Below are 25353 nucleotides of genomic sequence, written 5' to 3' on the forward strand. Positions count from 1 at the left end.
CATGAAGAAGGTGTCTTCGCTGCGCGCGCGGCTGCTGTTCGGCATCCTCGCGCCGGTGGCGGTGTTCATCGTGATCAACAGCGTGAGCCTGTACCGCCAGAGCCTCGCGGCCGCCACCACCGCCTACGACCGCACTTTGCTCGCCTCGGCCAAGACCATCGGCGAGCAGCTCGACGTGGAGGGCTACGACGAGAAGGCGCAGTTGCGCGCGATCGTGCCCTACTCCGCGCTCGAGGCCTTCGAGGCCGACAACCGCAGCCGGCTTTTCTACCGCGTGTCCGCGCTCGACGGCGAGTTGATCTCGGGCTTCGTCGAGCTGCCGTTCTGGCGCGGCCGCATACCGGACCGCAGCGCGTATGCGGCGCTGGTCGATTTCTACGACGCGCAGTTCCGTGGGCAGCCGGTTCGTGTCGCGGTGCTGCTGCAGCCGGTGGCCAGCGCGCGCGGCCGCGGCATGGCCGTGGTGCAGGTGGCCGAGACGCTCGAGCTGCGCGAAACGCTGGTGCGCAAGCTGCTGCTCGACACGCTCTGGCGCCAGTTGCTGCTGATGGGCGTGATCGCCGGCGTCACGGTGTTCGTGGTGCACCGCGCCACGCGCTCGGTGCGCGAACTGGGCGAAGCCATCGAGAAGCGGCCGGCCGACGACCTCTCGCCCATCGATGCGCCCGACGCGCCGCGCGAGCTGCGCCCCTTGATCGACGCCACCACCGAGGTGATGGGCCGGCTGCAGCGGCTGCTCGATCACCAGAAGCGCTTTGTGCGCGACAGCGCCCACCAGCTGCGCACGCCGCTCGCGGTGCTCAAGGCGCAGGTGCAGTCGGCGCGCCGCGGCGACGTGGCGCCCGAGCAGGCCTTCGGCGAGATCAGCCAGACGGTCGAGCGCGCCACGATGCTGGCCAACCAGATGCTCTCGCTCGCCAAGGTGGAGCAACTGCGCCAGCAGCCCGAGTCGGTGACGCTGGACCTGGGCGAGGTGGTGCGCAACATCGTGCTCGACCTGTCGCCGCTGGTGGCCGACAAGGCACTGGATTTCGAACTGGCCGCGGGCGAGCCGGTGGCCGTGCGCGCGCACCAGTGGATGCTGCAGGAGCTCACGCGCAACCTGCTGCACAACGCGATCAAGCAGAGCCCGCAGGGCGCGGCGCTGTCGGTGATCGTGCGGGCCGAGGGCGACCAGGCGGTGCTCACCGTGCGCGACGAAGGACCGGGCATTTCGCCCGAACTGCGGCAGCGCCTGTTCGCGCCGTTCTCCGCCGGCAGCACGTCCAGCGGCTCGGGGCTGGGCCTGGCGATCTGCCGCGAGATCGTGCTGGCGCTGGACGGCCGCATCGACCTGGACAACCGCACCGCGCAGGGCAACACCGCACGCGTGGTCGGGCTGGATGCTGTCGTGCACCTTCCGCTCTGGCGGCACAATTGAATTCCCACCTATGGAACCCATGGAACGTCTGCGCATCGACAAATGGCTCTGGGCCGCACGCTTCTTCAAGACGCGTTCGCTGGCCGCGGAGGAAATCGGCAAGAACCGGGTGCAGGTGAACGGCGATGTCGCCAAGGCATCGCGCGAGGTGAAAACCGGCGACACGGTGACGATGCGCCTGGGCGTGCAGACGCGGACAGTGACGGTGCGCGGCATCAGCGGCCAGCGCGGGCCGGCGCCCGTCGCGCAATTGCTCTACGAGGAAACGGCCGAAAGCATCGCCGCACAGGCCGCGCTGCGCGAACAGCGCCGCATGGGCAGCGAACCCGCCCTGGCCATCGAGCAGGGACGCCCGACCAAGCGCGACCGGCGCGACCTCGATGGCGCGGTGCGCCACGCCGAATGGGACAACCGCTGGAGCGCGTCGATCGACCCGGAAGACACCGAGCGCTGATCGCGTACGCTGTCGGCTTTCCTTCTTCAAGGGGTTCCGGTTCATGGCCAGCTTCAAGAAATACCGTGTCGGCAGCAAGTTCAAGCTTTCGCAGATCGATCCCGGCGACACCGCCTTCTGCGAGGGCGACGAAGCGGCGCAGCGCGAAGAAGTCGACGCCATGGCCGTCGAGCTCGACGAGCTGCAGAACCTGCTGCACGCCGAAGGTCGCCGCAAGGTGCTGCTGGTGCTGCAGGGCATGGACACCAGCGGCAAGGACGGCACGGTGCGCTGGGTGTTCTCGCGCACCTCCCCGCTGGGCGTGCGCGTGGCGGCCTTCAAGGCGCCGACCGAAGAAGAACGGGCGCGCGACTATCTCTGGCGCTGCCATGCCGTCGTGCCGCGCACCGGCGAGATCGCGGTGTGGAACCGCAGCCACTACGAAGACGTGCTGGTGCCGGTGGTCGAAGGCTGGATCGACAAGGCCGAGGCCAAGCGCCGCTATGCGCAGATCAACGACTTCGAACGCCTCCTGGTCGAGACCGGCACGGTCATCGTGAAGTGCATGCTGCACATCGACAAGGACGAACAGCGCGAGCGCCTGCAGGCCCGCATCGACACGCCCGGCAAGCAGTGGAAGTTCAGCATGGGCGACCTGGAGGTGCGCACCAAGTGGAGCGCCTACCAGCGCGCCTACGAAAACGCCCTGGCGGCCACCTCGACCGAGCATGCGCCCTGGTACGTGATACCGGCCAACAGCAAGCGGCACCGCAACCTGATGATTGCGCAGTTGCTCATGAAGACGCTGCGGCAGATGAAATTCAAGACCCCGCCGCCGGACCCGGCGCTCAAGGGAATGATCGTCAAGTAAGAAAAAGCCCGTGCCGCTGGTTGCAGCGGCGTCGTGCCGTCGCAACGTGTTGTTTGTAAAGTGCTCGCCGGCCTACGAGGCAGGGCACCTCTGCAAACTAAGGTTCATGGTGTACCTGCTCCAGGTGCATTCATCAACCGAAGGACTCCAACATGAAAAAGATACTCTTCGTTCTCGCCGCCTGTGTGCTCTCGAGCGCCGCACTCGCGCAACCGGCGCCCCGACACGGACCGGGCTACGACCGCCCGCATGCAGCGCCGCATCACCGCAAGCACAAGGTCTGGGTGCCGGCGCACCGCGAGCATGGCCGCCGCGTGCCGGGACATTACGTCTGGCGCTGAAGGAGCCCCATAAAAAAGAAGCCGGCATGAAAGCCGGCTTTTGTCTGGCCTGAAGAAACCCGGTCAGGAACGGCGGACCGGCGCCTGCGCCAACACGCGGCACTTGCCGAATTCGCAGCGCACCGCCCAGGTCCCGCCGTTTTCGCAAGGCACGTTGTACGACTCGAAGCCCGGGCCCTTGGCCGTGAGTTCGGCGCGCGGCTGCACGTTGCAGCGGCCGGCCTTGGCGAGCGATTCGACGTTGTAGGTGTCGATGCCTGTACGGCGCGGCTTGGCGGCGACGACCGGATCGAAGGTGTGGCCGTAGAAGGTGTCGCGCACATCGGGGTCGAGGTTGCGGTAGCCGCGCTTGGCCATGCAATGGACGATGGCGATCTCTTGATGCTCGGCCATGAGCTCCGAGGTCGGACGGCCGTTCCAGTCGATGACGGCGGCGCTGATGCCGGTGTACGAAGCGGCGGCCACGATGCCCTGGCCGTGCACGGTGATGAGGCCGAGGCCCAGCGCGAGCCACATGGTGTCGCCGGTCTCGCTGCGTGCGGTGATGCGGGTGGCTGCGGTGCGGCAGGCCTGCACGTCGTTGTCGTAGCGAACCTTGTCGACGCCTTCCATGGCGACCATGGGGACGTAGGTGAGTCCAGACCCGGTGCCGGGTTCGGTCGGCACCAGCGGCGCCCTGGCGGTGCAGCCCATCAGGGCCACAGCGGCGAACGCAATGCTCAGCAACAGCTTCATGGGGTTTCCCTCGTCCTCTTTCGCGGTAGTTCCGCGGATTTAACCATACATATAGTTACTCTTGAATCGACTTGTCGCGAATGCACGACGACCGATGCAGCGGCATGCGACCATGCGTTCCCGCTCTCGGCGGGCCGCAAATCAAAGTACCTACGACCCCGCATGAAGCTCCTCCCGATCGCCGCCCTGATGTTGCTTTTGAACAGCGCGTCCGTTGCCATCGCGCAGACCGCGCCGATGGACCTCCTGAGGAAAAACGGCTGCATCGCCTGCCACGGGCTCGTCCACAAGCAGGTCGGCCCGGGTTTCGCGCAGATCGCGGAGCGCTATCGCAATGATCCGGACGCGGCGCCGCGCCTGGCCGAGAAGATCCGCAACGGCAGTGTCGGCACCTGGGGCCGGGTCATCATGCCGCGGCAAAGCCTGGTGTCGGAGGCCGACTCGCGGGTGCTGGCGACCTGGGTGCTTTCGCAGCCTTCGGTGGCGAAAAGCCAGGGCCCGAAGTAACGCCAAAGCGCCCGCGCATCATCAGGCAGCAGCCCGCACTGCCTTTTCTGCATCGACCTTGCGCTGAAGCGGCAGCCACAGCGTGAAGCGGGTTCCGCCGCTGCCGGACTCCCAGTTCACCGTCCCGCCGATCGCCATGGCGCGCTGCTGCTGGTTGCGCAGGCCCCGGCCGCTTCGCTGCAGGGCTTCCTGCACGTCGAAACCCGCACCGTTGTCCTCGATCACCACGGAGACGCCCTCACCCGCCGTCGCGGTGCTGAAGCCGATGGTGGTGGCCCGCGTGTGGCGCAGCACGTTGGCGATGCACTCCTGCATGATCCGCAGGATGTGCAGCGCACTCCCCGGGTCCAGCCAGGGCAGCGCGGGCACGGGTTGCACCTCCCAGCGCAGCGCCACGCCGGCGCTCTCGATGCGCGGCGCCAGGCGAAAACGCAGGGTGGCGAGCAGCAGCAACAGGTCGGCGTCCACGCTCTCCATCGAATCGATCGCCAGCTTCAGGTCGTCCATGCAGCCCTTGAGCACGTCGGAGATCTCGGCATCCGTCATGGCGCCCCGCTCCACCGAACGGATGGCGCTGATGAGCGACGAGCCCAGCCCGTCGTGCATGTCCTGCATCAGGCGCCGGCGCTCGGCATCGAGCATCTGCTGGTTCTCGATCACCCGCAGCCGCTGGTAGCTTTGCTCCAGCTCGGCCTCGCGCGCCTGCAGGCGCTGCGCGAGCCCCTTGTTCAGCCGGGCCACCTCGGCAAACGCGCCGGTGTACCGCTCGAACATGATGTAGGAGAAGACGAAGAACAGGCTGATGATCGCGTAGGGCGAGGTGTACACGCTCTCCGGGCTCACGAGGTTGTTCTGCAGCAGCCCGTCGTAGGAAGTGAACGTGACGGCAAAGACCGTCCAGCCCGCCACCAGCCGCCCCTCGGGCAGCTTGGCACGCAACGCCTTGCGCAGGTTCACCGCGAAGATCAGCACCGCGACGGGCAGCACCATCAGGTTGAGCAGCGGCGTGATGAGGTAAAGGCTCGCGATGGACGGCGACAGGTGCGGCAGCGTGGCGATGCTGCAGGCCGCGACCAGCGCAATCGACAGGCGGGTCAGCCAGGGCGAGGGCTGCTGGTGCAGGCGCTCCAGGAAGAGGTGGATCGCAACGATCAGCCAGAGCAGCGAGGACACCGTCATCCATTCGAACAGCTCGTCCGAGACCGGAAAGTAGTTGCCGCCCGCGTAGTAATGCAGCGTCCGCAGGAAGGCCAGCGCCGAGATGACGAAGAACAGCAGGTAGAGCGACTCGCGCCGCTTGCCCAGCCATACCGCGAAGGCGAATGCGCCCACCGCCAGGAACGCGGCGCTGCCCATCGCCGGCACCTGCACCTGCAGCAACTCGCGGATCTGGTAGCGCCAGTTCAGCGAGGCCTGGTCGCCCACCCACACGGTGGAAAACCCGCTCCCGCTGCTGCGCAGGCGGTCCACGCGGATCAGCACCGAGGTCGGGGAAAACGCGCCATCGGTCGCGTTCAGGGGCAGCAGCAGCGGATGGTTGTAGCCGTTGTGGATCGGACTGCCGTGCGATTGGTAGAGCAGCACGCCATCGCCGTACACCGCGATATGGCCCAGCGTCTTCCAGCGCGGGAGATAAAGAAGACGCTGCTGTTTCGATGGCAGCAGCCGACCCGACAGGTCGATGCGGTACCAGTCGGTGACGGTCCGCACGCCGCCCAGCGGCGTGGGGACCAGTTCACGCCCGGCCGTGTGCGGGAGCTCGATTTCCTGCCATCCGTCGTTCGGCAGTTGGGCGTCCTCGACGCGCTGCGGAGGCGCGGTGTATCCCGTGCCGGGAACGGACAGCAGTTCGGCGCGGGTGATATGAACGGCGCCATCGGACTGCGGCGCGGCATCGGCCGCGTGTGCCGCGTGCGCGAGGAACAGCGCAGCCAGCGACAGGGTCAGGCAGCACAACCTTGCGATCCCGCGGCCCGGCCCGGTGCGGCGGTTGGAATCGGCGGGAGATGCGTGCATTAGTTAACAATTATGTCTCCCGCACCTTCCATCCGCATGACGGATTCGCCCTTCGCGGACGCGCTTCCCGCTACCCCATCATGGCCGCGGCCGCCTTGATCGCCTCCCGGATGCGCCCATAGGTGCCGCATCGGCACACGTTCTCGATGGCATCGATGTCCGCGTCGGTCGGGTTGCGGGTGCGCCGCAGCAGATCGACTGCGGCCATGATCTGCCCCGGCTGGCAGAAGCCGCATTGCGGCACGTCCAGGTTCATCCAGGCCTGCTGCACCGGGTGCAGCACGTTGCCGTTGGCCAGGCCTTCGATGGTCGTCACCTGCCGGCCCCGCACGTCGGCCACCCGCGTCGAGCAGGTCGTGACCGCCTTGCCGTCCACGTGGCAGGTGCAGGCCTTGCACACGTTGATGCCGCAGCCGTACTTCGGGCCGGTGATGCCGAGCTTGTCGCGCAGCACCCAGAGCAGCGCCATGTCGTCGGGCGCCTCGACATCGACATTGCTGCCGTTCACCTTGAAAGATTGCACGGGCATGGTGGCCTCCTCAGGCGGGTACCGGCACGACGACCGGCGTGGGCAGCTTGCCCGGGGGGATGGGAGTGAAATCGACCGGGAAGTTCAGCGGAAAGCTGCGCGGCTTGCGCCCGGTGGCGCGCGCGTAGGCGTTGGCGATCGCGCCCGAACTGGCCGACAGGCCCACCTCGCCCAGCCCGCCGATGGCCTCGCCGGTGCTGGCCGGCATGATGATGACCTTCACGTCCTTCGGGTAGTTCTTCATGCGCGCGAAGTGGTACTGCGAATAGCTGCCTTCCAGCGGCAGGCCGTTCTGGATGTGCAGCCCCGCCGTCAGCACGATGGAGATCGACTCGCACAGCCCGCCCTGCATCTGCGCCTCGATGCCCGAGGGATTGATCGGCGTGCCGACGTCGATCACGATGGTGGCGCGCACCACCTTCACGTCGGTCGGCACCCGCCCGTCGATCTCGACGATGCAGGCGGTGAACGACTTCGACTCCTGGTGCACGCCCACGCCCTGCGCAAAGCCTGCGGGCATCGCCTTGCCCCATTGCGCCGCCTCGGCCGCGGCCTTCAACACCGCGCGTGCACGCGGCAGCCGCAGGTACTCGAGGCGGAACGCGACCGGGTCCTTGCGCAGCGCCCGGGCCATGTCGTCGACCAGGATCTCCTCCACCAAGCGCGAGGGCTGGATGTGCACCGAGCGGTAGGAGCAGGTGTTCATGTCCATCGCCACCGGCGTCAGGAGCTTGGTGGTCACGCCGAAGTTGTAGGGCGAGGTGACCATGGTCTTGAACATGACCTGCTCGATGGCGAAGTTGCCCACCGTCTGCGGAAAGCCGTTGGGCAGCGCGATGGCCGCGGCGCCCAGCATCTCGCCGAAGCCGTGGCGCGTATCGAGCCGCACCCCGGCGATGCGCTGCTCGAACGCGATGACCTGGCCCAGCAGCATCGTCGCGCGCGCCCGGTGGAACATGGGCGGGCGCACGCGGCCGTGGCGCATGTCGTCGGTGCGGTGGTACATCAGGCGGCACGGCCGGCCCAGCGCCTTGGAGGCCTGCACCGCCTGCAGCGTCGCGTCCCAGAACAGCCGGCGCCCGAAGGAGCCGCCCGAGGGCACCGCATGCACCTTGACCTTGTCCAGCGGCAGGCCCAGCTCGATGGCAACGGCCTGCTGCGTGACGATCGGGCTCTGCAGGCCCGACCAGATCTCGGCCCGGTCGGCGCGCACGTCGGCGATGGCGCATTCGGTCTCCATCGGGCAGTGCGAGACCGCCGCGAACTCGAACTCGCCCTCGACCGTGAGCGCACCCAGCGGCGGCAGCAGGAACGGCAGCAGCGCACTCTTGAGCTTCTGCTGGATGCTGGCGTTCGACTCGCCCGCGACCGGACCGGCCGTCCAGGTGACATCGAGCGCATTCACCGCGGCCCAGGCCTGCCCGAAGGTCTCGGCCATCACCGCCACGCCGGGCGGCGTGGGCACGATGCCGTTCGTCGGTGGGATCGGCGCAATGCCCAGCACGCCCGGCATCGCCATCACCGTGTTCAGGTTGTTGATGCGCACGAACTTGCCGTTGATGGTCGGCGGCCGGCACACCATGGTCGGCTTGGCCTCGGGCACGGCCTGGTCCATCGAGAACTTCTTGCGGCCGGTCACGATGTCCAGCGCATCGAGCCGCGTCGTGCGCTGGCCGACCACCGCGTTCGCGTTGCCCGAAAGCAGCCCGCCCAGGCCGCCGAGCACCGGCATGCCGGCATGCAGCGAACGCACGCTCGACGAGCCACCCGTGAGCTGGTTGAAGATCAGCTCGGGACTGGCGTCCGCCGAGCCGACCTCGATGGCACTGAGCGGCAGGCGCAGCTTGTCGGCCAGCATCATCGCGGCGGCGGTGGCAATGCCCTGCCCCGACTCCAGCCGCGGAAGCTCCAGCCGCACACGGCCATTGGCGATGGGGGTCACCTTGACCAGCGGCATGGTCGGCAGCGCGGTGAGCGTGACCGCATCGCCGATGTCGATCAGGTCGGTCGTGTCGGGCGGTGTCATCGGCAGGATCGCTGCCTCGGCCGAGGCAGGGGCAGCGAGCCCGCCCAGACCCACGGTTGCGGCGGCTGCGGCTGAAACCAAAGGCGCGGAAGCCGCGTACCCCAACAGGTCCCGCCGGCGCATGCCGGGTGGTTCGTCTTGGAGCGGCACATGCGTGGGGACCGCGCCGGATTCGGAATGTTCCATCCTTGTCTCCTGTCTTCTGGTTGTGGCGAACAGGAGTCAATATGTCATGATCGTTTCGCCAGGAGTGTCGTTTCAAAGACATTCCTTACGCGCGGATCCGCGGGCCTTTCCATGCAGGCCCACGCGGGTGGAGGAGTGAGCAAGCCAGCCAGCTGAAAAGCAAGCAAGCGAGCAAGGAAAGCACGTATGTCGTCGAACGCCATGGAAACCATGCTCCGCGAGAGCCTGTGGGCACAGACCCTGACGGCCGAGGAGCTCGACCGCGTGGTGCGCGAGTCGCACGAGCGCGAGGTGCCGGCCGGCGGTTTCGTGCTGCGCCGCGGCGAGCCTGCCGATCTCTGGATCGGTGTCATCGAGGGCCTGGTGAAGATGTCGGTCTCGCTGGCCGACGGCCGCGTCTCCACGTTCACCGGCGTGACCACCGGCGGGTGGGCCGGCGAAGGCTCGCTGCTCAAGCCCGGACCGTGGCGCTACGACGGCGTGGCCATGCGGCCGACCCGCGTGGCCTGCGTGCCGCGCCACACCTTCGAACGGCTGCTCTCGACGAACATCGAATTCAACCGGTTCCTGCTGTCGCACATCAACGCGCGCCTGAGCCTGTTCATCGGCCTCATGGAATTCGACCGCCTGCTGGGCCCCGACGCGCGTGTCGCACGCTGCCTGGCCAGCCTGTTCGACCCGGTGCTCTATCCGCAGACCAGCAGCTTCGTGCGCCTGAGCCAGGACGAGATCGGCCTCCTGTCAGCCGTCTCGCGCCAGCGTGCGAACCGGGCGCTGCACGAGCTCGAGCGCGCGGGGCTGCTGCGCGTGGAGCATGGCGGCGTCGAGGTGCTCGATCTTGCCGGGCTGCGCGGCTATCTCGGCGAGGCCGAATCAGTCGCGACGACGTACGCGCGCCGATAGGCCAGGCCAGGCAAGCGGCAGGCCCGGGCGCGCAAAGCTTCGGCGAACCGGCCGGAAAGCGTCGGCATTCTGGTGCACGCGCTGCACCAAGCACGTGCCTCATGACGGCAGCCATGTGACTGCCTCGGCCTCGCAAAAAGCGGCGCCTCGTCCCTCTTCACCTCGACAGCATTGCTCCTAGGTGATTTCCCTCGTCACCTGGCCCAGCACTTGCGTAAGCACTCCAGATAGTTGAATACTTCAACTATTGAAGATTTCTCTCATTCGACCATGCATGCCCCACTCGAACTGAAAACCGACTACATCAACGTCCTGCTCGACCTGGCCTCCGAGCGAACGAGAGACCGTGGTTCTCGCGTGTACGAAATCGAAGTCGGCCTGTCGATCCGCGACGTGCGGCTGCTTCGCATGATCGGCGGCGCACCCGGCATCACGATGGGCCAGCTGGTGCAGACCTGCGCCATCGAGAAGACGCTGGTGTCCAAGCTCGTGGGCTCGCTGGTGCAACGCGAGCTGGTGCAGCGCCAGATCGGCAGCGAAGACGCCCGGCAGATCCACCTGTGCCTGACGCCCTCCGGCATCGACCTCGTGCTGCAGGCCGAGCCCATCGGGAAGGAAATGGAAGCGCGCTTCCTCGATTGCCTCACCGTGGCCGAGGTCGACACCCTTCGCCGCATCCTGCACAAGATCATCGATGCGGAAGCCGGTTCGCGCGACATCTTCGAATTTCTGCTGGCCCAGCTGCGCGAAAGCAAGTCTGCGGATTCCTCTTCACCACCTGCCTCTGGCACCTCTCGAAAGAAGTAAGGCTTCATGGCTATTTCCCTCTCGCTGCGCCGCGCGTTCGCGGCCGCCCTGCCGGCACTGGCTCTCGCGTTCTCGGCCACGGCTTCTGCCGACACCGTGCTGCGCACCGTGCCTTCGTCGGACCTGAAGATCCTCGACCCGATCTGGACCACCGCCAACATCACGCGCAACCACGGCTTCATGATCTACGACACCCTTTTCGGCATGGACGAGAAGGGCGCCATCAAGCCGCAGATGGTGGACAAATACACCACCAGCCCCGACAACAAGGTCTGGACCTTCACGCTGCGTCCGGGCCTGAAGTTCCACGACGGCGCGCCCGTCACTTCGCAGGACGTGATCGCCTCGCTCGCCCGCTGGGCCAAGCGCGACACGCTCGGCCAGAAGATGTACGAGGCCATGGACAGCATCACCGCGGAAGGCCCCAACGCCTTTCGCATGACCTTCAAGCAGCCCTTCGGCGTGGTGCTCGATGCGCTGGGCAAGCCCAATCCGCTGGTGCCGTTCATCATGCCCAGGCGCGTGGCAGAGACACCCGCCGACAAGCAGATCGAAGAGATGATCGGCTCCGGCCCCTTCACGCTGGCCAAGGCGGACTTTCGCCCCGGCGACCGCGTGATCTATCGCAAGAATGCCGCCTACGTGCCGCGCAAGGAAGCACCTTCGGGCCTCGCGGGCGGCAAGGTGGTGAACCTGGACCGCGTGGAATGGGTGCTGCTGCGCGACCCGCAGACGCAGGTCAACGCCCTGCTCAACGGCGAGGTCGACATGCTCGAGACCGTGCCCTCCTCCGGCTACACCGACATGCGAACCAACCAGAAGATCGAGCTGGTCGACGTGATGCCCGCAGGCCCGTTCACCGTGATCTACAACCACAAGGTCGCGCCCTTCAACAACCCGAAGGCGCGCAAGGCCGCCATGCTCGCCATCAACCAGGAAGCGATGCTGCGCGCCCAGGCCACCTTCCGCGACTTCTACAAGCCCTGCACCTCGATCTACCTGTGCGGCTCGGTCTATGCGAGCGACAAGACGGGCTTCTTCACCGGCAAGCCGCAGTTCGAGGAAGCCCGCAAGCTGCTGAAGGAGTCGGGCTACGACGGCAAGCCGGTCGTCATCCTGCTGCCGGGCGATGCACCGGCGTTGAACAAGCTGCCGGCCATCTACGGACAACTGCTCAAGCAGGTGGGCTTCAACGTCGACGTGCAGACCACCGACTGGGCCACGCTCGTGACGCGCCGCACGAAGAAAGACCTGCCGGAAAACGGCGGCTGGAATGCCTTCATCACCTTCTGGGGCGGCGTGGACGCCAGCAGCCCCATCACCTACAGCCCGCTGACCGGCAACGACGACCAGGGCTACTTCGGCTGGCCCGTCGACCCCGAGCTGGAAAAGCTGAAGACGCGGTTCATCGAGACGGCCGACATCGCGCAGCGCAAGGACATCGCCACGCAGATCCAGCTGCGCGTGCTCGAAGGCGGCGTGATCGCGCCGCTCGGCGAGGGCAAGGCCCCCACGGCCGTGCGCCGTGGCGTGGTGAGCGGCCTGCTGCCTTCGCCCGCCGTCCTGTACTGGAACGTGCGCAAGAAGTAGGCGCCGCCCCTTCTCTTTCTCTCATCGAGGCGTTGACCGGTTGCACGCGTTGCGGCCGGTCGGGGAGTTCCTTTGCCCGCGCCAGCCGATCCATCGCTCGAACGAGACCTTCTCACATGCTCAACTTCCTGTTGCGGCGCGGCCTGGCCACGGCACCCGTGCTCCTGATCGTGGCCGTCATCGTCTTTCTCCTGCTGCGCATGACGCCCGGCGATCCCGCGGCGGCCATCGCGGGCGACGGAGCGACCGTGCAGGACATCGAGCGCATCCGCGCGCAGCTCGGCCTGGACGCACCGGTCGTCAGCCAGTTCTTCGGATGGCTGGGCCACGTGCTGCGCGGCGACCTGGGCTATTCCTACTTCTACAAGATGAGCGTGACCGAGTTGATCGGCCAACGGCTGGAGCCCACGCTTTCGGTGGCTGCCGTGACCGTCGTGCTCACCGTGCTCATCGCCGTGCCGCTGGGCGTGCTGGCGGCTTCGCGGCGCGGCGGCCGGCTCGACCGCTTCATCATGAGCGCGTCGGTCCTCGGCTTCTCGGTGCCGGTGTTCGTCGCGGGCTACCTGATGATCTGGCTGTTCTCGATGCAGCTGGGCTGGCTGCCGTCGCAGGGCTACAACCGCATCGGCGAAGGCGTCGGCCCGTGGCTGCGCAACCTGGTGCTGCCCTGCGTCACGCTGGCCGTGATGTATGCGGCGCTGATCGCGCGGGTCACGCGGGCGGCGGTTTCCGAGGCATTGACCGAGGACTATGTGCGAACCGCGCGCGCCAAGGGCATCTCCGAGCGGCGCATGCTGATTCGCCATGCGCTGGCCAATGCGGCCGTGCCGATCGCCACCATCATCGGCCTGAGCGTGGCCGGCCTCATCGGCGGCGTGGTGGTGACCGAGACCATCTACGCCATACCGGGCCTCGGCCAGCTCACGGTGGACGCGGTGCTCTCGCGCGACTACCCGCTCATCCAGGGCATCACCCTCTTCTTCTCGCTCGTCTACGTGGTCGTGAACCTGCTGGTGGACCTGAGCTACCTGCTGCTCGATCCGCGCATCCGCTACTGACCCACGCGGCCCTCTTTCTTTCGGAGACCCTTTCCATGACTTCGATTTCCCTGCCGGCGGACACGGCGGCCGCCGCGCCGCGCAGCCGCCCCAAGCCCTCCCTGCCGCGCCGCGTCTTCGCGAACGCCGCCGTGCGCACGGGCAGCGTGCTCCTGTGCCTCATGGTCGTGCTGGCGGTCGCGGCCCCGTGGCTCTACACCATCGACCCCAACGCGATGGACCCGGCCAACTCGCACCTGTCGCCGGGCGCACATGCCGAATTCACGACGCTGGCCGGCGACAGCTTCCAGCGCTTCTTCCCGATGGGCACGGACAGCATGGGCCGCGACATCTGGAGCCGCACGGCCTACGGCGCGCGCATCTCGCTGTCGGTGGGCGTGGCGGTCGCGCTGGGCTCGATCGCGCTCGGCATGCTGGTGGGCATGGTCGCGGGCTACTTTCGCCGCCTCGACGGCACCATCATGCGGGTGATGGACGGGGTGATGGCGATCCCCGGCATCCTCTTCGCCATCGTGCTCGTCGCGGTCTGGCGCCCGAGCCTGTGGACGGTGATCCTCGCCATCGTCGTTCCCGAGACGCCGCGCGTGGCGCGGCTGGTGCGCTCGGTCGTGCTGTCGGTTCGCGAAGAGCCGTATGTCGAGGCGGCCATTGCGCTGGACACGCCCGCCTGGAAGCTGATGCTGCGCCACATCCTGCCCAACACCGTGGCGCCGCTGATCGTTCAAGGCACCTTCGTCTGCGCAGCGGCCATGCTGGCGGAAGCGGTCATGTCGTTCCTCGGCATCGGCCTGCCTTCCGACGTGCCGACCTGGGGAAACATCATGTCCGAGGGCCGCGCGTATTTCACCTCGCATCCATCGACCGTGCTGTTGCCCGGCGCCTTCCTCGCCGCCACGGTGCTGGCGGTGAACATGCTGGGCGACGGCCTGCGCGATGCGCTCGATCCCAAGTTCAACAAGCGCGGGAGCTGAGCATGGCACGCACGCCTTTTTCCACTCCCCGGCCCGCCGCCGGATCGCCCTGCCTCGCCGTGCGCGACCTGTGCATCGACCTGCCCCAGGGCGCGGACCGGCCGCATGCCGTTCGCGGCGTTTCCTTCGACGTGATGCCTGGCCAGGTCGTGTGCCTGCTGGGCGAATCGGGCTCCGGCAAGTCGGTGATCGCCCAGGCCGTGATGGGGCTCCTGCCCGATTCGCTCAAGCCCTCGGGCGGACACATCGAGGTGCTGGGCGAGAACGTCCTTGCGGCCGACGCCGCGCGCCTGCGCGCATGGCGCGGTGCCCGCATGGCCATGGTGTTCCAGGAGCCGATGACGGCGCTCAACCCGGTGATGCGCTGCGGCGCGCAGGTCGACGAGATGCTGGCCGAGCACACGGCGCTCGGCGCCGCGGAGCGCAGGCAGAAGGTGCTGGCCATCTTCGCGCGCGTCAAGCTGCCGGAGCCCGAGCGCATCTACGACGCCTATCCGCACCAGCTCTCGGGCGGACAGCGGCAGCGCATCGTGATCGCCATTGCGCTGATCCTGCGCCCCGCGCTGCTGATCTGCGACGAGCCGACCACCGCGCTGGACGTGACCACGCAGGCCGAGATCCTGTCGCTCATCCGCGAGATGCAGCAGGAGAACGGCACGGCCGTGCTGTTCATCACGCACGACTTCGGCGTGGTCGCGGACATCGCGGACCATGTCGTGGTGCTGCAGCTGGGCCGCCAGGTCGAAAGCGGCCCGAAGGACGACGTGCTGCGCCGGCCGAAGGAGCCCTACACGCGCATGCTGCTCGACGCCGTGCCGCGCCTGGAACCCGCCTCGCGCCCTCCCGTCGCCGACGCACCGCCGCTGCTCGACGCGCGCGGCGTGACCAAGACCTACCGCTCCGGCTCCTGGCCCGGCAAGCGCCGCACGGTGCATGCGGCAACCGACGTGTCGCTCCAGCTGCGTGCCGGCGAAACCGTGGGCATCGTGGGCGAGTCGGGTTCGGGCAAGTCCACGGTGGCGCGCTGCATCGCTCGACTGATCGAGCCGACCGGCGGCGAGGTCTGGGTGCCCCACCTCGAGGCGCAGCACGCGCCGCGCGCCCGGCTCTCGGCATTCCGGCGCATGGTGCAGGTGGTGTTCCAGGACCCGAACCGCTCGCTGAATCCGCGCCGCACGGTCGGCCAGTCGATCATCGAGGGGCCGGTGAATTTCGGCCTTTCTCCCGAGAAGGCCTGGCAGCGCGCCGAGGAGCTGATGGACCTGGTGCGGCTCAAGCCCGAAGTGCTGCACCGCTATCCGAGCGAGTTCTCCGGCGGCCAGCGGCAGCGCCTGTGCATTGCGCGCGCGCTGGCCTGCGAGCCCCAGGTGCTGATTGCCGACGAGGCCGTCTCCGCCCTTGACGTGTCGGTGCAGGACCAGATCCTCAAGCTGCTCGCGGAGATCCAGCAGCGCCTGTCCATCGGCATCCTCTTCATCACGCACGACCTGCGCGTGGCCAGCCAGATCTGCGACCGGCTGATCGTCATGCACAAGGGCCGCATCGTCGAGCAAGGCACCGCGCGCGACGTGCTGCTGTCGCCGCGCGAGGCCTACACCCGCTCCCTGTTGGCCGCGGCCCCTGGTCAGGGCTACGCATTCGGCCAGGGCTGATGCAACGCGCATCGACCACTGGCTCCGATCAACATCCTCGACCCGCAAACAAAGACAACATCATGGACACACCCCTGTACGCCCTCAGCGCCGTTCAACTGCTCGAGCGCTATCGCGCCCGCACCCTCTCTCCCGTCGACGTGACAAAGGCCGTGCTCGCGCGCATCGAACGCTGGGAGCCGAGCATCCACGCCACCTACGGGCTGGATGCCGAAGCCGCCCTCGCCTCGGCCCGGGCCTCCGAAGCGCGATGGACACAGGGCACGCCGCAGGGCGAACTCGACGGCGTGCCGGTCACGCTCAAGGAAAACATCGCCACGCGCGGCACGCCGTCGCCGATCGGCAGCGCCGCCACGGTGCTGTCGCCCGCCGCGGCGGATGCGCCCGCGGCCGCACGCCTGCGCGAAGCGGGCGCGGTCATCGTCACCAAGACCACGATGCCGGACTTCGGCTTCCTGGGCGCGGCCCCGTCGAGCTTTCATGCGCTCACGCGCAACCCCTGGGACCTCAGCAAGAACACCGGCGGCTCCAGCTCCGGTGCGGGCGCCGCAGCGGCCGCGGGCTACGGCCCCTTGCACCTGGGCACCGACATCGGCGGCTCGGTGCGCATTCCCGCCAACTTCTGCGGCGTGTTCGGGCTCAAGCCCAGCCACGGACGGATTCCGGTCGACCCGCCGGCGGCCGCACGCGTGATCGGCCCCATGACGCGCACCGTCGCCGACGCCGCGCTGCTGATGAAGGTCGTCTCGCGCCCCGATCCGCGCGACTACATGAGCCTGCCGGCGCAAGACATTGCATGGGAGCACCTCGGCCGCGATGTGCGGGGCCTGCGCATCGGCCTGTGGACCGACACCGCGGGCGGCTGGCCGATCGACCCCGAAGTGAAAGAAGCCGTGCTGGCCGCGGCACGCCTCTTCGAGCAGGCAGGCGCCATCGTGGAGCCGCTCGCCGACTGGACCACGCTGGAGATGCGCATGGGCATGGCGCATTTCTTCACCATGCGCTGCCGCGTCGACCTGGCGGCCATGCCGCTGGAGCGCGCCAGGCTGGCGGCGGATTACATCCATGCGGCGGGCGAGTTCGCGGGCTCGCTCTCGCCCGAGGAAACCTTCCGGGCCTTCACGCGCATGCAGGCATTGCGCGCGGCGACCGTCGCCGCCACGCAGCCGTACGACTACGTGCTGTCGCCCGTGTCGCCGGTGCTTCCGTTCGCGGCGGAAGCCATCAACAGCGGTCCGGAAAATCCGCTGAAGGACTCGCACTTCACCTCGGTGTTCAACCAGTCGGAGCAGCCCGCGGCATCGATCAACTGCGGCTACGCCGCAAGCGGCCTGCCCATCGGCCTGCAGATCGCCGGACGCCGGTTCGACGACCTGGGGGTGCTGCAGATGGCCGCTTTCTACGAGTCCGTGCGCGGGGCGCAGGCACCGTGGCCAGAACCTGTGTGACGGGCCAAGGCATCGCGGTGCGGCGGTAGCCGCGCAAGCCGTTCGTCAGCACGCCGACATCTTTTTGATGGAAGCGTGTGAAAGTTCAGCAGGGCCCCTTGCGAAGCTGGATAGCATTGCGGCCCCAATAAGTTCCTCAGGGAGAGAGAAGAAATGATCCGTTTGTCCCAAGCGGCCGCAGCGGCTGCCGTCGTGGTGTGCCTCAGCGGTTGCGCCAGCATCTTCAACGGCACCACCCAGCCAGTCGTCTTCAGCAGCGCCCCCGAAGGCGCCGCGCTCACCATCACCAACCGGGCGGGCGAAGCAGTGCACACCGGCACCACGCCGTCCACGGTCACCCTCAAGCGCGGCGCGGGGTACTTCAAGTCCGAGGCCTACACGGTCAACATGAAAAAAGACGGCTTCGCGGACGCCTCGCAACATGTCGATAGCCAGGTCAGCGGCTGGTACGTTGCCAACATCATGTTGGGAGGCCTCCTGGGCATGCTGATCGTCGATCCAGCTTCCGGCGGCATGTACAGCTTCCCCGACAAGGTCCAGAGCACGCTGGCACCCAACGTTGCCAGCACCGGCGGCAATCCGGCGGCACCGGCCACGGTCAAGTAACGCGGTGAAGCAGCCGTAGCGAAGGCCCGGTCCGCGGCCTTCGCTACACCGCAACGGCGGATTCGCCGGGCACGGGTTGCGCACGACGGCGCGCAATCATCGAGCGGCATCCTGTCGCTTTCGAAGCCCCTAGACTCGGCCGCATGACCCGCCCGAGTTTCCGCAAGCCCCTCCTCTATGCCGTCGTCCTGGCACTCGGCGCGCTCTTCGTCTGGTATTTCAAGGTCCTGGCCTTCGGCTACTACTGGCTGAGCACGACGCTCGGTGCATCCCAATGGGCGGGCACCTCGCTGTGGCTGCCGGGCTACCAGGTGGCTGTCGAGGGCATGCCGATCCAGGGCCTGACCCGCAATGCCTCGGGGCTGACCTTCAACACCGAAACCGGCACCCTCTTCACCGTCATCAACCGCCCGCCGCAGATCGCGGAACTCACCACCGAGGGCCGGCTCCTGCGCGTCGTCGCGCTCGACGGGGTGAAGGACCCCGAGGGCATCACCTACGTGCAGGGCGACAGCTACGTGATCTCGGACGAGGACAGCCACCGCATGTACTGGGTGCAGATCGGCCGCGATACGCAGCGGGTGTCAGTGGCCGGCCGCCCGAGCCTGGGCATCGGCATCGACAAGCTGCACAACAGCAGCTTCGAGGGCATTTCCTGGGACGGCGTGCACAAGCGCTTGTATGTGGTCCGCGAAAAGCTTCCGATGCGTGTGCTGATGGTCACCGGGCTGGACCCGTCCACGCCCTCCAGCGGTTTCAACATCGACATCAGCGAATGGAAATCCTCGCGCGCGGCCTCGCTGTTCATGAGCGACCTTTCGTCGGTCACCGTGCATGACGAGACCGGGCATCTGCTGCTCCTGAGCGACGAGTCGGCGTTGATCGTGGAATACGCGCCGGACGGACGCCCGGTCAGCATGCTGCCGCTGTGGCGCGGATTCAACGGCCTGCAGCGCAAGGTGCCGCAGCCCGAAGGGGTTGCCGTCGGCCCTGACGGCAGGCTCTACCTGCTGTCCGAACCCAACCTGTTCTATCGCTTCGAGCGCGCGTCCGCGACAGCGCCTTCGCCGAAATAAAAAGACTGGATGTCGGCGCGCTGGCGCAAAGCCGGCGCATCGCCGCTCAAGACTGCAATGCCGGCGTCGAGCACGGTCGCCCGGTCGGCGTATTGCAGCGCCACGGTGGAGTTCTGCTCGGCCACGAGAATCGACAGGCCCTCTTCGCGGTTGAGCCGCCGCAGTTGCTCGAAGATGTCGCGCACCACCAGCGGCGCCAATCCCATCGAGGGCTCGTCGAGCACCAGCAATCGGGGCCGCGACATCAGGGCACGGCCGATGGCCGTCATCTGCTGCTCGCCGCCCGAGCTGAGGCCCGCCAGGGTCTTTCTCCGGTCCTTCAGTTTCGGAAAGATCGCGTAGACCCGCGCCAGGTCCTCGACTGCTTCCGAACGCCGCGCGCTGCGCCCGAGTGCGCCGGTCAGCAGGTTCTCTTCCACCGTCAGCGTGCGAAAGCAGTGGCGCCCCTCCAGCACCTGCACCAGGCCGAGCCGCACGAGGTCGGCCGGGCTGGTACGGCCCGTGTCGTGTCCGTCGAAGACGATGCGCCCGGCCGTGACCTGCCCGCGCTCGGCCGGCAGCAGGTTCGACACCGCCTTGAGCGTGGTCGACTTGCCCGCCCCGTTGGCGCCGAGCAGCGCATGAATCTCGCCGGCGCGCACCTCCAGGCTCACGCCGTGCAGCGCCGCGATCGAGCGCTGGTAGGCCGCCTCGACGGCCTCGATGCGCAACAGCGGTGTGGTCATTGCAGTGGCCTCCTTGCGGGCCGGCCTCGTTCAGTCATCGATGCTCTTGCGCACCTTGACGTTCTTTTCCTTGGCGTACGCCAGCGAAGACTTCTCGATGATCGGGCGCAGCAGCTTCCAGTCGGGCGCGATCCAGTCGGACACCACGTTCCACTTGCTGCCATCCCATTGCTGGAAGGCCACGCGGCCGTCGCCTTCATGGTTGTCCCAGGTCACGTTGATCGAGTGGAACAGGCCCTTGGCGCCGAGCGCGGCGGCGCGCGCCTCGTCGATCTTCAGGTTCTCCAGGCCCCAGCGGATCTCGTCGCCGGTGAGCGTGCGCTTGCCGAATTTCGCCTGCGCGATGCGGATCGCCTCCACGTTCAGGATGCCGTTGAGCACGCCCAGGTTGTGATAGACGCTGCCGATGCGCCTGGTGTCCTGCAGGTTGCCCTTGCCCGCGCCGTACACGATCTTGCTGATGTCCTGCAGCACCGGGTACTGCGCGCCGGCCGCCACCGTGGTGATGGCCACGTAGCCCTTGGCCGCATCGCCCGCGGGGATCACGTCTTCCTCGGAGTTGGACCACACATTGCCCACGATGTGATCGACCGGAAAGCCCGTCTTCTGCGCCGTCTTGAGTGCCACCGGGTTCATCACGCCCCAGCCGCGCAGCACCACGTAGTCGGGCTTCACGCGGCGGATGGTGAGCCACTGCGACTGCTGCTCGTTGCCCGGATGCGGCACCTCGATCTGCTGCAGCGTGAAGCCGTACTTCTTCGCGAGCAACTCGTAGACCGGAATGGTCTCCTTGCCGTAGGGCGAGCCGTGGTACAGCACCACGATCTTCTTGCCCTTGAGCTTGTCGGTGCCGCCCGCCTTGCCCGCGATGTAGTTCACGATGCCCGAGGTTTCGCTGTACGGGTTGAGCAGCAACGGAAAGATGTACTTGAACACGCGCCCATCGGTGGTATCGGTGCGGCCGTGGTTGATGGTGAGCAGCGGCACCTTGTCGGCCGTCACGCGGTCGATGAGCGCATAGGCGATGCCGACCGACAGCGGGTTCCAGGTCGCGATGCCGGGGCGTTGCTTGAGGCGCTCATACACCTCTACGCCCCGCTCCACCTCGTACTGCGTCTCGCCCTCTTCCCAGGTCAGCTTGACGCCGCCCACGCCGCCGTCGCGCGTGTTGACCAGGTTCAGGTAGTCGATGAAGCCGCCGAAGAAGCCGGTACCGCCGGCCGCATAGGGACCGACGCGGTAGCTCTGCAGCGGGAAGAACTGCTCGTTGCCATCGGCATGCGCGAACTGCAGGCCGGCCACGGACAGGGTGGCGGCCAGGGCCGCGGTTTTCAGGTGCTTGAGGAAGGACATGGTGGTGAAGGTTCTGAGGATGCGAAGGAAAAAGGAAAGGTGCGTGCCTGCGTGGGCTCAGGCCGGTGCGAGCCGCTTGCGCGCGCGGTCCCACAGGGCGACCAGCCCCTGCGGCTCCACAGCGAGAAAGAAAATGATCAGTGCGCCCAGCACGATGCGCTGGCTCATGTCGAGCACGCCCGAATCGAACCAGCTGCCGAAGAAGAAGCTGCCGGCGCGCGAGAGCAGCAGCGGAAACACCACGATCAGCGCCGCGCCGAAGAAAGCCCCGCGGATCGTCGCGAGCCCGCCGATGATCACGATGAAGAGGATCTGGAACGAGCGGTCGAGGTTGAAGCCCGCGGGCTCCACGGTGCGCAGGTACACGAAGCCCCACAGCACGCCCGCCACGCCGACGATGAACGACGACACCGCGAACGCCAGCAACTTGGTGCGCAGCACCGGCACGCCGATGACGCGCGCGGCCAGTTCGTTGTCGCGCACGGCGATGAAGTGGTGGCCCGTTTGCGTGCGCACAAGGCGCCATGCCAGCAGCGTGAGCACGGTGACGATGCTCAGCGAGAAGATGTAGCGGCCCAGCGGCGTATCGAACACCATGCCCGCCACTTCGAGCGTGGGCGCATCGATCACGCCCGAGGCGTTGTCGTTGCTGAACCAGCTGAACTTGGTGAGCGCCCATTGCACGAAGAACTGCGCGGCCAGCGTCGACACCGCGAGATAGAAGCCGCGCAGCCGCAGGCTCGGCAAGCCGAACACCAGGCCGACGGCCGTGGCGGCCAGCCCCGCGAGGCCGATGCTCACGAGCAGCGGCAGCCCTTCCACGCGCAGGTTGAAGTTGTAGGCCGCGAAGGCGCCGACCGCCATGAAGGCCGCGGTGCCCAGCGAGAGCTGACCTGCATACCCCGTCAGCAGGTTGAGGCCGACTGCCGCGAGCGACAGCGCGAGAAACGGAATCAGCAGCGCGTCGAACACGTAGCCGGATGCGATGAAGGGCACGACGCCGAAGGCGACAGCCAGCACCGCGAGCGGCCAGGTCCATGGAGGCACGGAAACGGTACGCATGGCTCAGGCGCGCTCCACCAGCTTCTGCCCGAACAGCCCGCTCGGCCGGATCAGCAGGAATGCCAGCGCCGCCACATACGCGAACCAGCTCTCGATGCCGCCGCCCACGAAAGGCCCGATGTACACCTCGGCCAACTTCTCGAGCGCGCCGATCACCAGCCCGCCGACGATGGCGCCCAGGATCGAATCGAAGCCGCCCAGCACCAGCACCGGCAGCGCCTTCAGCACCACCAGCGAGAGCGAGAACTGCACGCCCAGCCGCGCGCCCCACAGCAGCCCGGCCACCAGCGCGATGACACCGGCCGCGGCCCACACCGTGGCCCAGATGCGTGGCAGCCGCAGGCCTACGGCAATCGCCGCGTAGGTGTCGTCGGCGACCGCGCGGAACGCGAGGCCCACGCGGGTGTAGCGGAAGAAAGCCGAGAGCAGCGCGACCATCACGCCGGCCGTTGCGGCGGCGAACAGGTCGAAGGTCGAGACCATGATGCCGAGGAACTGCAGCGGCTCGTCCGCGATGCCCAGTTCCAGCGCATGCACCTGCGTGCCCCACACGAGCTGGGCCACGCCCTCGATCACGTACGAGAGGCCCAACGTTGCCATGAAGAGCGTGATCGGCGGCTGGTTCACCAGCGGTCGCAGCACGGTGCGTTCGATGACCAGACCCAACAGCACCATGAGCGCGAAGGTCAGCAGCAAGGCGAGCGCAAAAGGCACGCCGCGCTCCACCAGGCTCACGAAAGTGAGCGCGGCGAACAGCAGCTGCGCGCCCTGCGCAAAGTTGAGTACGCCCGATGTCTTGTAGATCAGCACGAAGCCGATGGCCACGAGCGAATACATCACGCCCGAAAGCAGGCCGCCGATGAGCACCTCGGCGAAGAAGCTGAGATCGGAGGCGTCCATCAGCCCTGCTCCGCCTGGTCGTCGTCGTGGGCCACGCCCAGGTAGGCGTCAATCACCGCCGGGTCGCTGCGCACCTCGGCCGGCGTGCCGTCGGCGATCTTGCGGCCGTAGTCGAACACCGCCACCCGGTCCGACAGGCCCAGCACCAAACCGATGTCGTGCTCGATCAGGAGGATGGTGGTGCCGAACTCGTCGCGCGCGGCGCGCACGAAATGCGCCATCTCGCTTTTCTCGGTGACGGTCATGCCGGCCATCGGCTCGTCGAGCAGCAGCAGTTGCGGCGCGGCGACCAGCGCGCGCGCTAGCTCGACACGCTTCTGCAGCCCATAGGCCAGCGTGCCGGCCAGCCGCTCGCTCACGGCGCCGAGCCCGAGGAAGCCGATGATCGCGTCGGCACGCGCACGCGCATCGTCGCGTTCACGCCGCGCGCGGCCGAGCCCGATGAGCTGTTCGACGAAGGTCGAGCGCGCCGCATCGACGCGCCCCAGCACGATGTTGTCGCGCACGCTCAACCCCTTGAAGAGCGCGAGGTTCTGGAAGGTGCGCGCGATGCCCAGCCGGGCCAGCCGCGCCGTCGGCACATGGCCGAAGCTGCGCCCGCCGATCCACACGCGCCCGCGGTCGGGCCGGTACAGCCCGCTGATCACGTTGACCAGCGAGCTCTTGCCGGCGCCGTTGGGCCCGATGACGGCGCGGATCTCGCCCTTGGCGATCGAGAGATCCACGCCCGACAGCGCGGTGACGCCACCGAAGGACAGGTCGACGCCTTCCAGCCGCAGCACGGCCGAGGTGCCCGTGTCTTTCCCGGCCGGTGCCGCGCGGCCCGCCGGCATGAAGGCCACCGGATCGGCACCGAGCGAGACCGGACCCGCCTCGAAGAAAAGATCGGGCATCGCCATCGCCATCGCCAGGTTCATTGAAAGACCTCCGCTTTCGGCTGCGGATTTCGCCTTGGGGCGGCCCGGCGGCTCATGCCACGGCTTCCAATGCCGGCTTGCTTTGCTTGCCGGCATTCGCTGCGCCCTGCTCGGCTTCGAGCTTGCGCACCAGCGGCAGCACTTTCTCGCCGAAGTACTCCACCTCTTCGATGAAGTGCAGGAAGCCAGTGAGGATCAGGTCCACGCCGATGGCCTTGAGCGCCACGATGCGTTCGGCAATCTGCTGCGGCGTGCCGATGAGGTTGGTGCGAAAGCCGTCGTTGTATTGCACGAGGTCTTCGAAGGTGGACTTGGCCCAGTTGCCCTCGCCTTCGGGCGACGACTTGCCGGCCTGCTTGGCCGCATCGCCGAAGGCGTGCACCGCCTCGACGTGGGCGTGCTTGATGATGTCCGCCAGCACGGCCTTGGCTTCTTCCTCGGTGTCGCGGGCGATGACGAAGGCGTTCACGCCGATGCGCACCGTGTGGCCGTTCTCCGCGGCCTTGGCCTGGATGTCGTCGATCTGCGCCTTCAGGCCCTCGGGCGTGTTGCCGTTGGTGAAGTACCAGTCGGACACGCTGGCTGCGTTGTCGCGCGCGGCGCGCGAGCTGCCGCCCTGGAAGATTTCGGGGTGGGGTTTTTGCACCGGCTTCGGGCTCAGCGTGTAGTCGCTGAAGCGGTAGAAGTCGCCCTTGAAGGTGAAGTTGTCCTGCGTCCAGATGCCCTTGAGCGCACGGATGAATTCGTTCGAACGGCGATAGCGCTCGTCGTGCTCCAGCCACGGCTCGCCGATGGCCTGGAACTCGCCCTTGAACCAGCCGCTCACCACGTTGATGGCGATGCGGCCGTTGGAGATGTGGTCGATGGTGGCGATCTGCTTGGCCACCACGGCCGGGTTCCACGGGCCCGGCAGGATCGCGGCCAGCACCTTGAGCTTGGTGGTCGCGTGCAGCAGCGCCTGGCTGAACGACACCGACTCGTGCTGGTACTCCGCGCCATAGCCCGCGGTGAAGCGGATCTGGCTCAGCGCGTATTCAAAGCCGGCCTTCTCGGCCGCGAGCGCGAGACGCTGGTTGTATTCCAGGCTCCAGTCGGTGCGCTGCTCGATGGTGCTGACCACGAGGCCACCGCTGACGTTGGGCACCCAGTAGGCGAACTTGACGGGGGCGGCGGCGGTGGAAGGCGATTGGCTCATGGCGGGGTTCCTCTCTGTGAACGGTC

Annotated in this window: 24 protein-coding genes; 14 read left to right on the plus strand and 10 right to left on the minus strand. The window is 67.5% G+C overall.

What is annotated here, in order from left to right; genetic code table 11:
- The first annotated feature begins 1 nt into the window (after window position 1).
- The 4 genes from J2W23_RS00970 (at window position 2) to J2W23_RS00985 (ending at window position 3065) form a co-directional block, all read left to right on the plus strand.
- Window positions 2-1420, plus strand: a complete 1419-nt coding sequence (locus tag J2W23_RS00970) for a sensor histidine kinase (protein ID WP_307647344.1) — start codon at window positions 2-4, stop codon at window positions 1418-1420.
- A 19-nt stretch (window positions 1421-1439) separates the two neighbouring features.
- Window positions 1440-1874 carry an RNA-binding S4 domain-containing protein gene (locus tag J2W23_RS00975; RefSeq protein ID WP_176658957.1) on the plus strand — a complete coding sequence of 145 codons (435 nt, stop codon included), beginning with the start codon at window positions 1440-1442 and terminating at the stop codon, window positions 1872-1874.
- A 43-nt stretch (window positions 1875-1917) separates the two neighbouring features.
- Entirely contained in the window at window positions 1918-2724 is an 807-nt protein-coding gene (locus J2W23_RS00980; protein WP_176657957.1) for a PPK2 family polyphosphate kinase, read from the plus strand.
- 152 nt (window positions 2725-2876) lie between these two features.
- Window positions 2877-3065 (plus strand): hypothetical protein, encoded by a 189-nt coding sequence (locus J2W23_RS00985; RefSeq protein WP_052810687.1) that lies wholly within the window; start codon window positions 2877-2879, stop codon window positions 3063-3065.
- A gap of 63 nt (window positions 3066-3128) precedes the next feature.
- Here the strand turns inward: J2W23_RS00985 and J2W23_RS00990 are convergent, their stop codons facing one another.
- Entirely contained in the window at window positions 3129-3800 is a 672-nt protein-coding gene (locus J2W23_RS00990; protein WP_176657958.1) for a hypothetical protein, read from the minus strand.
- Between the two features lie 162 nt (window positions 3801-3962).
- On the opposite strand from J2W23_RS00990, the gene J2W23_RS00995 reads away from it, so the two are divergent.
- Window positions 3963-4307, plus strand: coding sequence for a c-type cytochrome (locus tag J2W23_RS00995; RefSeq protein WP_307647345.1), 345 nt, complete (start codon window positions 3963-3965; stop codon window positions 4305-4307).
- A 21-nt stretch (window positions 4308-4328) separates the two neighbouring features.
- On the opposite strand, the gene J2W23_RS01000 is transcribed toward J2W23_RS00995, so the two are convergent.
- The 3 genes from J2W23_RS01000 to J2W23_RS01010 all read right to left on the minus strand — a co-directional run bounded on the left by J2W23_RS01000 (window position 4329) and on the right by J2W23_RS01010 (window position 9064).
- The gene (locus J2W23_RS01000; protein WP_307647346.1) at window positions 4329-6323 is read right to left on the minus strand and encodes a sensor histidine kinase; all 1995 of its coding nucleotides are present in this window, start codon (window positions 6321-6323) and stop codon (window positions 4329-4331) included.
- 70 nt (window positions 6324-6393) lie between these two features.
- Window positions 6394-6852 carry a (2Fe-2S)-binding protein gene (locus tag J2W23_RS01005; protein ID WP_013541876.1) on the minus strand — a complete coding sequence of 153 codons (459 nt, stop codon included), beginning with the start codon at window positions 6850-6852 and terminating at the stop codon, window positions 6394-6396.
- Between the two features lie 10 nt (window positions 6853-6862).
- Complete coding sequence (locus tag J2W23_RS01010; RefSeq protein WP_307647347.1) at window positions 6863-9064, minus strand: xanthine dehydrogenase family protein molybdopterin-binding subunit; 2202 nt, start codon at window positions 9062-9064, stop codon at window positions 6863-6865.
- A 186-nt stretch (window positions 9065-9250) separates the two neighbouring features.
- Between J2W23_RS01010 and J2W23_RS01015 the strand changes: the two genes are divergently transcribed.
- The 9 genes from J2W23_RS01015 (at window position 9251) to J2W23_RS01055 (ending at window position 19175) form a co-directional block, all read left to right on the plus strand.
- Complete coding sequence (locus tag J2W23_RS01015; RefSeq protein ID WP_176657962.1) at window positions 9251-9967, plus strand: Crp/Fnr family transcriptional regulator; 717 nt, start codon at window positions 9251-9253, stop codon at window positions 9965-9967.
- A 270-nt stretch (window positions 9968-10237) separates the two neighbouring features.
- Entirely contained in the window at window positions 10238-10774 is a 537-nt protein-coding gene (locus J2W23_RS01020) for a MarR family winged helix-turn-helix transcriptional regulator (RefSeq protein WP_176657963.1), read from the plus strand.
- Between the two features lie 6 nt (window positions 10775-10780).
- A complete protein-coding gene (locus J2W23_RS01025) occupies window positions 10781-12364 on the plus strand; it encodes an ABC transporter substrate-binding protein (RefSeq protein WP_307647348.1) in 1584 nt (527 codons plus the stop codon).
- 116 nt (window positions 12365-12480) lie between these two features.
- Complete coding sequence (locus tag J2W23_RS01030) at window positions 12481-13422, plus strand: ABC transporter permease (RefSeq protein ID WP_307647349.1); 942 nt, start codon at window positions 12481-12483, stop codon at window positions 13420-13422.
- Window positions 13423-13457: 35 nt separating this feature from the next.
- A complete protein-coding gene (locus J2W23_RS01035) occupies window positions 13458-14393 on the plus strand; it encodes an ABC transporter permease (protein WP_307647350.1) in 936 nt (311 codons plus the stop codon).
- A gap of 2 nt (window positions 14394-14395) precedes the next feature.
- Window positions 14396-16045 carry a dipeptide ABC transporter ATP-binding protein gene (locus J2W23_RS01040; protein WP_176657967.1) on the plus strand — a complete coding sequence of 550 codons (1650 nt, stop codon included), beginning with the start codon at window positions 14396-14398 and terminating at the stop codon, window positions 16043-16045.
- Between the two features lie 62 nt (window positions 16046-16107).
- Entirely contained in the window at window positions 16108-17493 is a 1386-nt protein-coding gene (locus J2W23_RS01045; RefSeq protein ID WP_176657968.1) for an amidase, read from the plus strand.
- 153 nt (window positions 17494-17646) lie between these two features.
- Complete coding sequence (locus tag J2W23_RS01050) at window positions 17647-18099, plus strand: hypothetical protein (RefSeq protein ID WP_176657969.1); 453 nt, start codon at window positions 17647-17649, stop codon at window positions 18097-18099.
- Between the two features lie 143 nt (window positions 18100-18242).
- The gene (locus tag J2W23_RS01055) at window positions 18243-19175 is read left to right on the plus strand and encodes an SdiA-regulated domain-containing protein (protein WP_307647351.1); all 933 of its coding nucleotides are present in this window, start codon (window positions 18243-18245) and stop codon (window positions 19173-19175) included.
- On the opposite strand, the gene J2W23_RS01060 is transcribed toward J2W23_RS01055, so the two are convergent.
- From J2W23_RS01060 to sfnG, 6 genes are all read right to left on the minus strand, one after another.
- The gene (locus tag J2W23_RS01060) at window positions 19130-19900 is read right to left on the minus strand and encodes an ABC transporter ATP-binding protein (RefSeq protein ID WP_176657971.1); all 771 of its coding nucleotides are present in this window, start codon (window positions 19898-19900) and stop codon (window positions 19130-19132) included. The two genes, J2W23_RS01055 and J2W23_RS01060, sit on opposite strands and share 46 nt — an antisense overlap.
- 30 nt (window positions 19901-19930) lie before the next feature.
- Window positions 19931-21253 carry an ABC transporter substrate-binding protein gene (locus J2W23_RS01065; RefSeq protein ID WP_307647352.1) on the minus strand — a complete coding sequence of 441 codons (1323 nt, stop codon included), beginning with the start codon at window positions 21251-21253 and terminating at the stop codon, window positions 19931-19933.
- A gap of 57 nt (window positions 21254-21310) precedes the next feature.
- On the minus strand, window positions 21311-22315 hold the full coding sequence (locus J2W23_RS01070) for a branched-chain amino acid ABC transporter permease (RefSeq protein WP_307647353.1): 1005 nt from the start codon (window positions 22313-22315) through the stop codon (window positions 21311-21313).
- A gap of 3 nt (window positions 22316-22318) precedes the next feature.
- Window positions 22319-23215 carry a branched-chain amino acid ABC transporter permease gene (locus J2W23_RS01075; protein ID WP_307647354.1) on the minus strand — a complete coding sequence of 299 codons (897 nt, stop codon included), beginning with the start codon at window positions 23213-23215 and terminating at the stop codon, window positions 22319-22321.
- Complete coding sequence (locus J2W23_RS01080) at window positions 23215-24048, minus strand: ABC transporter ATP-binding protein (RefSeq protein ID WP_307648041.1); 834 nt, start codon at window positions 24046-24048, stop codon at window positions 23215-23217. The genes J2W23_RS01075 and J2W23_RS01080 overlap by 1 nt, the downstream gene beginning before the upstream one ends.
- Window positions 24049-24184: 136 nt before the next feature.
- On the minus strand, window positions 24185-25327 hold the full coding sequence (gene sfnG, locus J2W23_RS01085) for a dimethylsulfone monooxygenase SfnG (protein WP_307647355.1): 1143 nt from the start codon (window positions 25325-25327) through the stop codon (window positions 24185-24187).
- Window positions 25328-25353 lie beyond the last annotated feature (26 nt).

It is taken from the genome of Variovorax boronicumulans, assembly GCF_030812215.1.
Lineage (GTDB): Bacteria > Pseudomonadota > Gammaproteobacteria > Burkholderiales > Burkholderiaceae_C > Variovorax > Variovorax boronicumulans_C.

Bases quoted from the DNA above. Each gene is read 5' to 3' on its own strand.
- J2W23_RS00970 (WP_307647344.1), top strand. From the start codon at position 2: ATGAAGAAGGTGTCTTCGCTGCGCGCGCGGCTGCTGTTCGGCATCCTC.
- J2W23_RS00975 (WP_176658957.1), top strand. From the start codon at position 1,440: ATGGAACGTCTGCGCATCGACAAATGGCTCTGGGCCGCACGCTTCTTC.
- J2W23_RS00980 (WP_176657957.1), top strand. From the start codon at position 1,918: ATGGCCAGCTTCAAGAAATACCGTGTCGGCAGCAAGTTCAAGCTTTCG.
- J2W23_RS00985 (WP_052810687.1), top strand. From the start codon at position 2,877: ATGAAAAAGATACTCTTCGTTCTCGCCGCCTGTGTGCTCTCGAGCGCC.
- J2W23_RS00990 (WP_176657958.1), bottom strand. From the start codon at position 3,800: ATGAAGCTGTTGCTGAGCATTGCGTTCGCCGCTGTGGCCCTGATGGGC.
- J2W23_RS00995 (WP_307647345.1), top strand. From the start codon at position 3,963: ATGAAGCTCCTCCCGATCGCCGCCCTGATGTTGCTTTTGAACAGCGCG.
- J2W23_RS01000 (WP_307647346.1), bottom strand. From the start codon at position 6,323: ATGCACGCATCTCCCGCCGATTCCAACCGCCGCACCGGGCCGGGCCGC.
- J2W23_RS01005 (WP_013541876.1), bottom strand. From the start codon at position 6,852: ATGCCCGTGCAATCTTTCAAGGTGAACGGCAGCAATGTCGATGTCGAG.
- J2W23_RS01010 (WP_307647347.1), bottom strand. From the start codon at position 9,064: ATGGAACATTCCGAATCCGGCGCGGTCCCCACGCATGTGCCGCTCCAA.
- J2W23_RS01015 (WP_176657962.1), top strand. From the start codon at position 9,251: ATGTCGTCGAACGCCATGGAAACCATGCTCCGCGAGAGCCTGTGGGCA.
- J2W23_RS01020 (WP_176657963.1), top strand. From the start codon at position 10,238: ATGCATGCCCCACTCGAACTGAAAACCGACTACATCAACGTCCTGCTC.
- J2W23_RS01025 (WP_307647348.1), top strand. From the start codon at position 10,781: ATGGCTATTTCCCTCTCGCTGCGCCGCGCGTTCGCGGCCGCCCTGCCG.
- J2W23_RS01030 (WP_307647349.1), top strand. From the start codon at position 12,481: ATGCTCAACTTCCTGTTGCGGCGCGGCCTGGCCACGGCACCCGTGCTC.
- J2W23_RS01035 (WP_307647350.1), top strand. From the start codon at position 13,458: ATGACTTCGATTTCCCTGCCGGCGGACACGGCGGCCGCCGCGCCGCGC.
- J2W23_RS01040 (WP_176657967.1), top strand. From the start codon at position 14,396: ATGGCACGCACGCCTTTTTCCACTCCCCGGCCCGCCGCCGGATCGCCC.
- J2W23_RS01045 (WP_176657968.1), top strand. From the start codon at position 16,108: ATGGACACACCCCTGTACGCCCTCAGCGCCGTTCAACTGCTCGAGCGC.
- J2W23_RS01050 (WP_176657969.1), top strand. From the start codon at position 17,647: ATGATCCGTTTGTCCCAAGCGGCCGCAGCGGCTGCCGTCGTGGTGTGC.
- J2W23_RS01055 (WP_307647351.1), top strand. From the start codon at position 18,243: ATGACCCGCCCGAGTTTCCGCAAGCCCCTCCTCTATGCCGTCGTCCTG.
- J2W23_RS01060 (WP_176657971.1), bottom strand. From the start codon at position 19,900: ATGACCACACCGCTGTTGCGCATCGAGGCCGTCGAGGCGGCCTACCAG.
- J2W23_RS01065 (WP_307647352.1), bottom strand. From the start codon at position 21,253: ATGTCCTTCCTCAAGCACCTGAAAACCGCGGCCCTGGCCGCCACCCTG.
- J2W23_RS01070 (WP_307647353.1), bottom strand. From the start codon at position 22,315: ATGCGTACCGTTTCCGTGCCTCCATGGACCTGGCCGCTCGCGGTGCTG.
- J2W23_RS01075 (WP_307647354.1), bottom strand. From the start codon at position 23,215: ATGGACGCCTCCGATCTCAGCTTCTTCGCCGAGGTGCTCATCGGCGGC.
- J2W23_RS01080 (WP_307648041.1), bottom strand. From the start codon at position 24,048: ATGCCGGCGGGCCGCGCGGCACCGGCCGGGAAAGACACGGGCACCTCG.
- sfnG (WP_307647355.1), bottom strand. From the start codon at position 25,327: ATGAGCCAATCGCCTTCCACCGCCGCCGCCCCCGTCAAGTTCGCCTAC.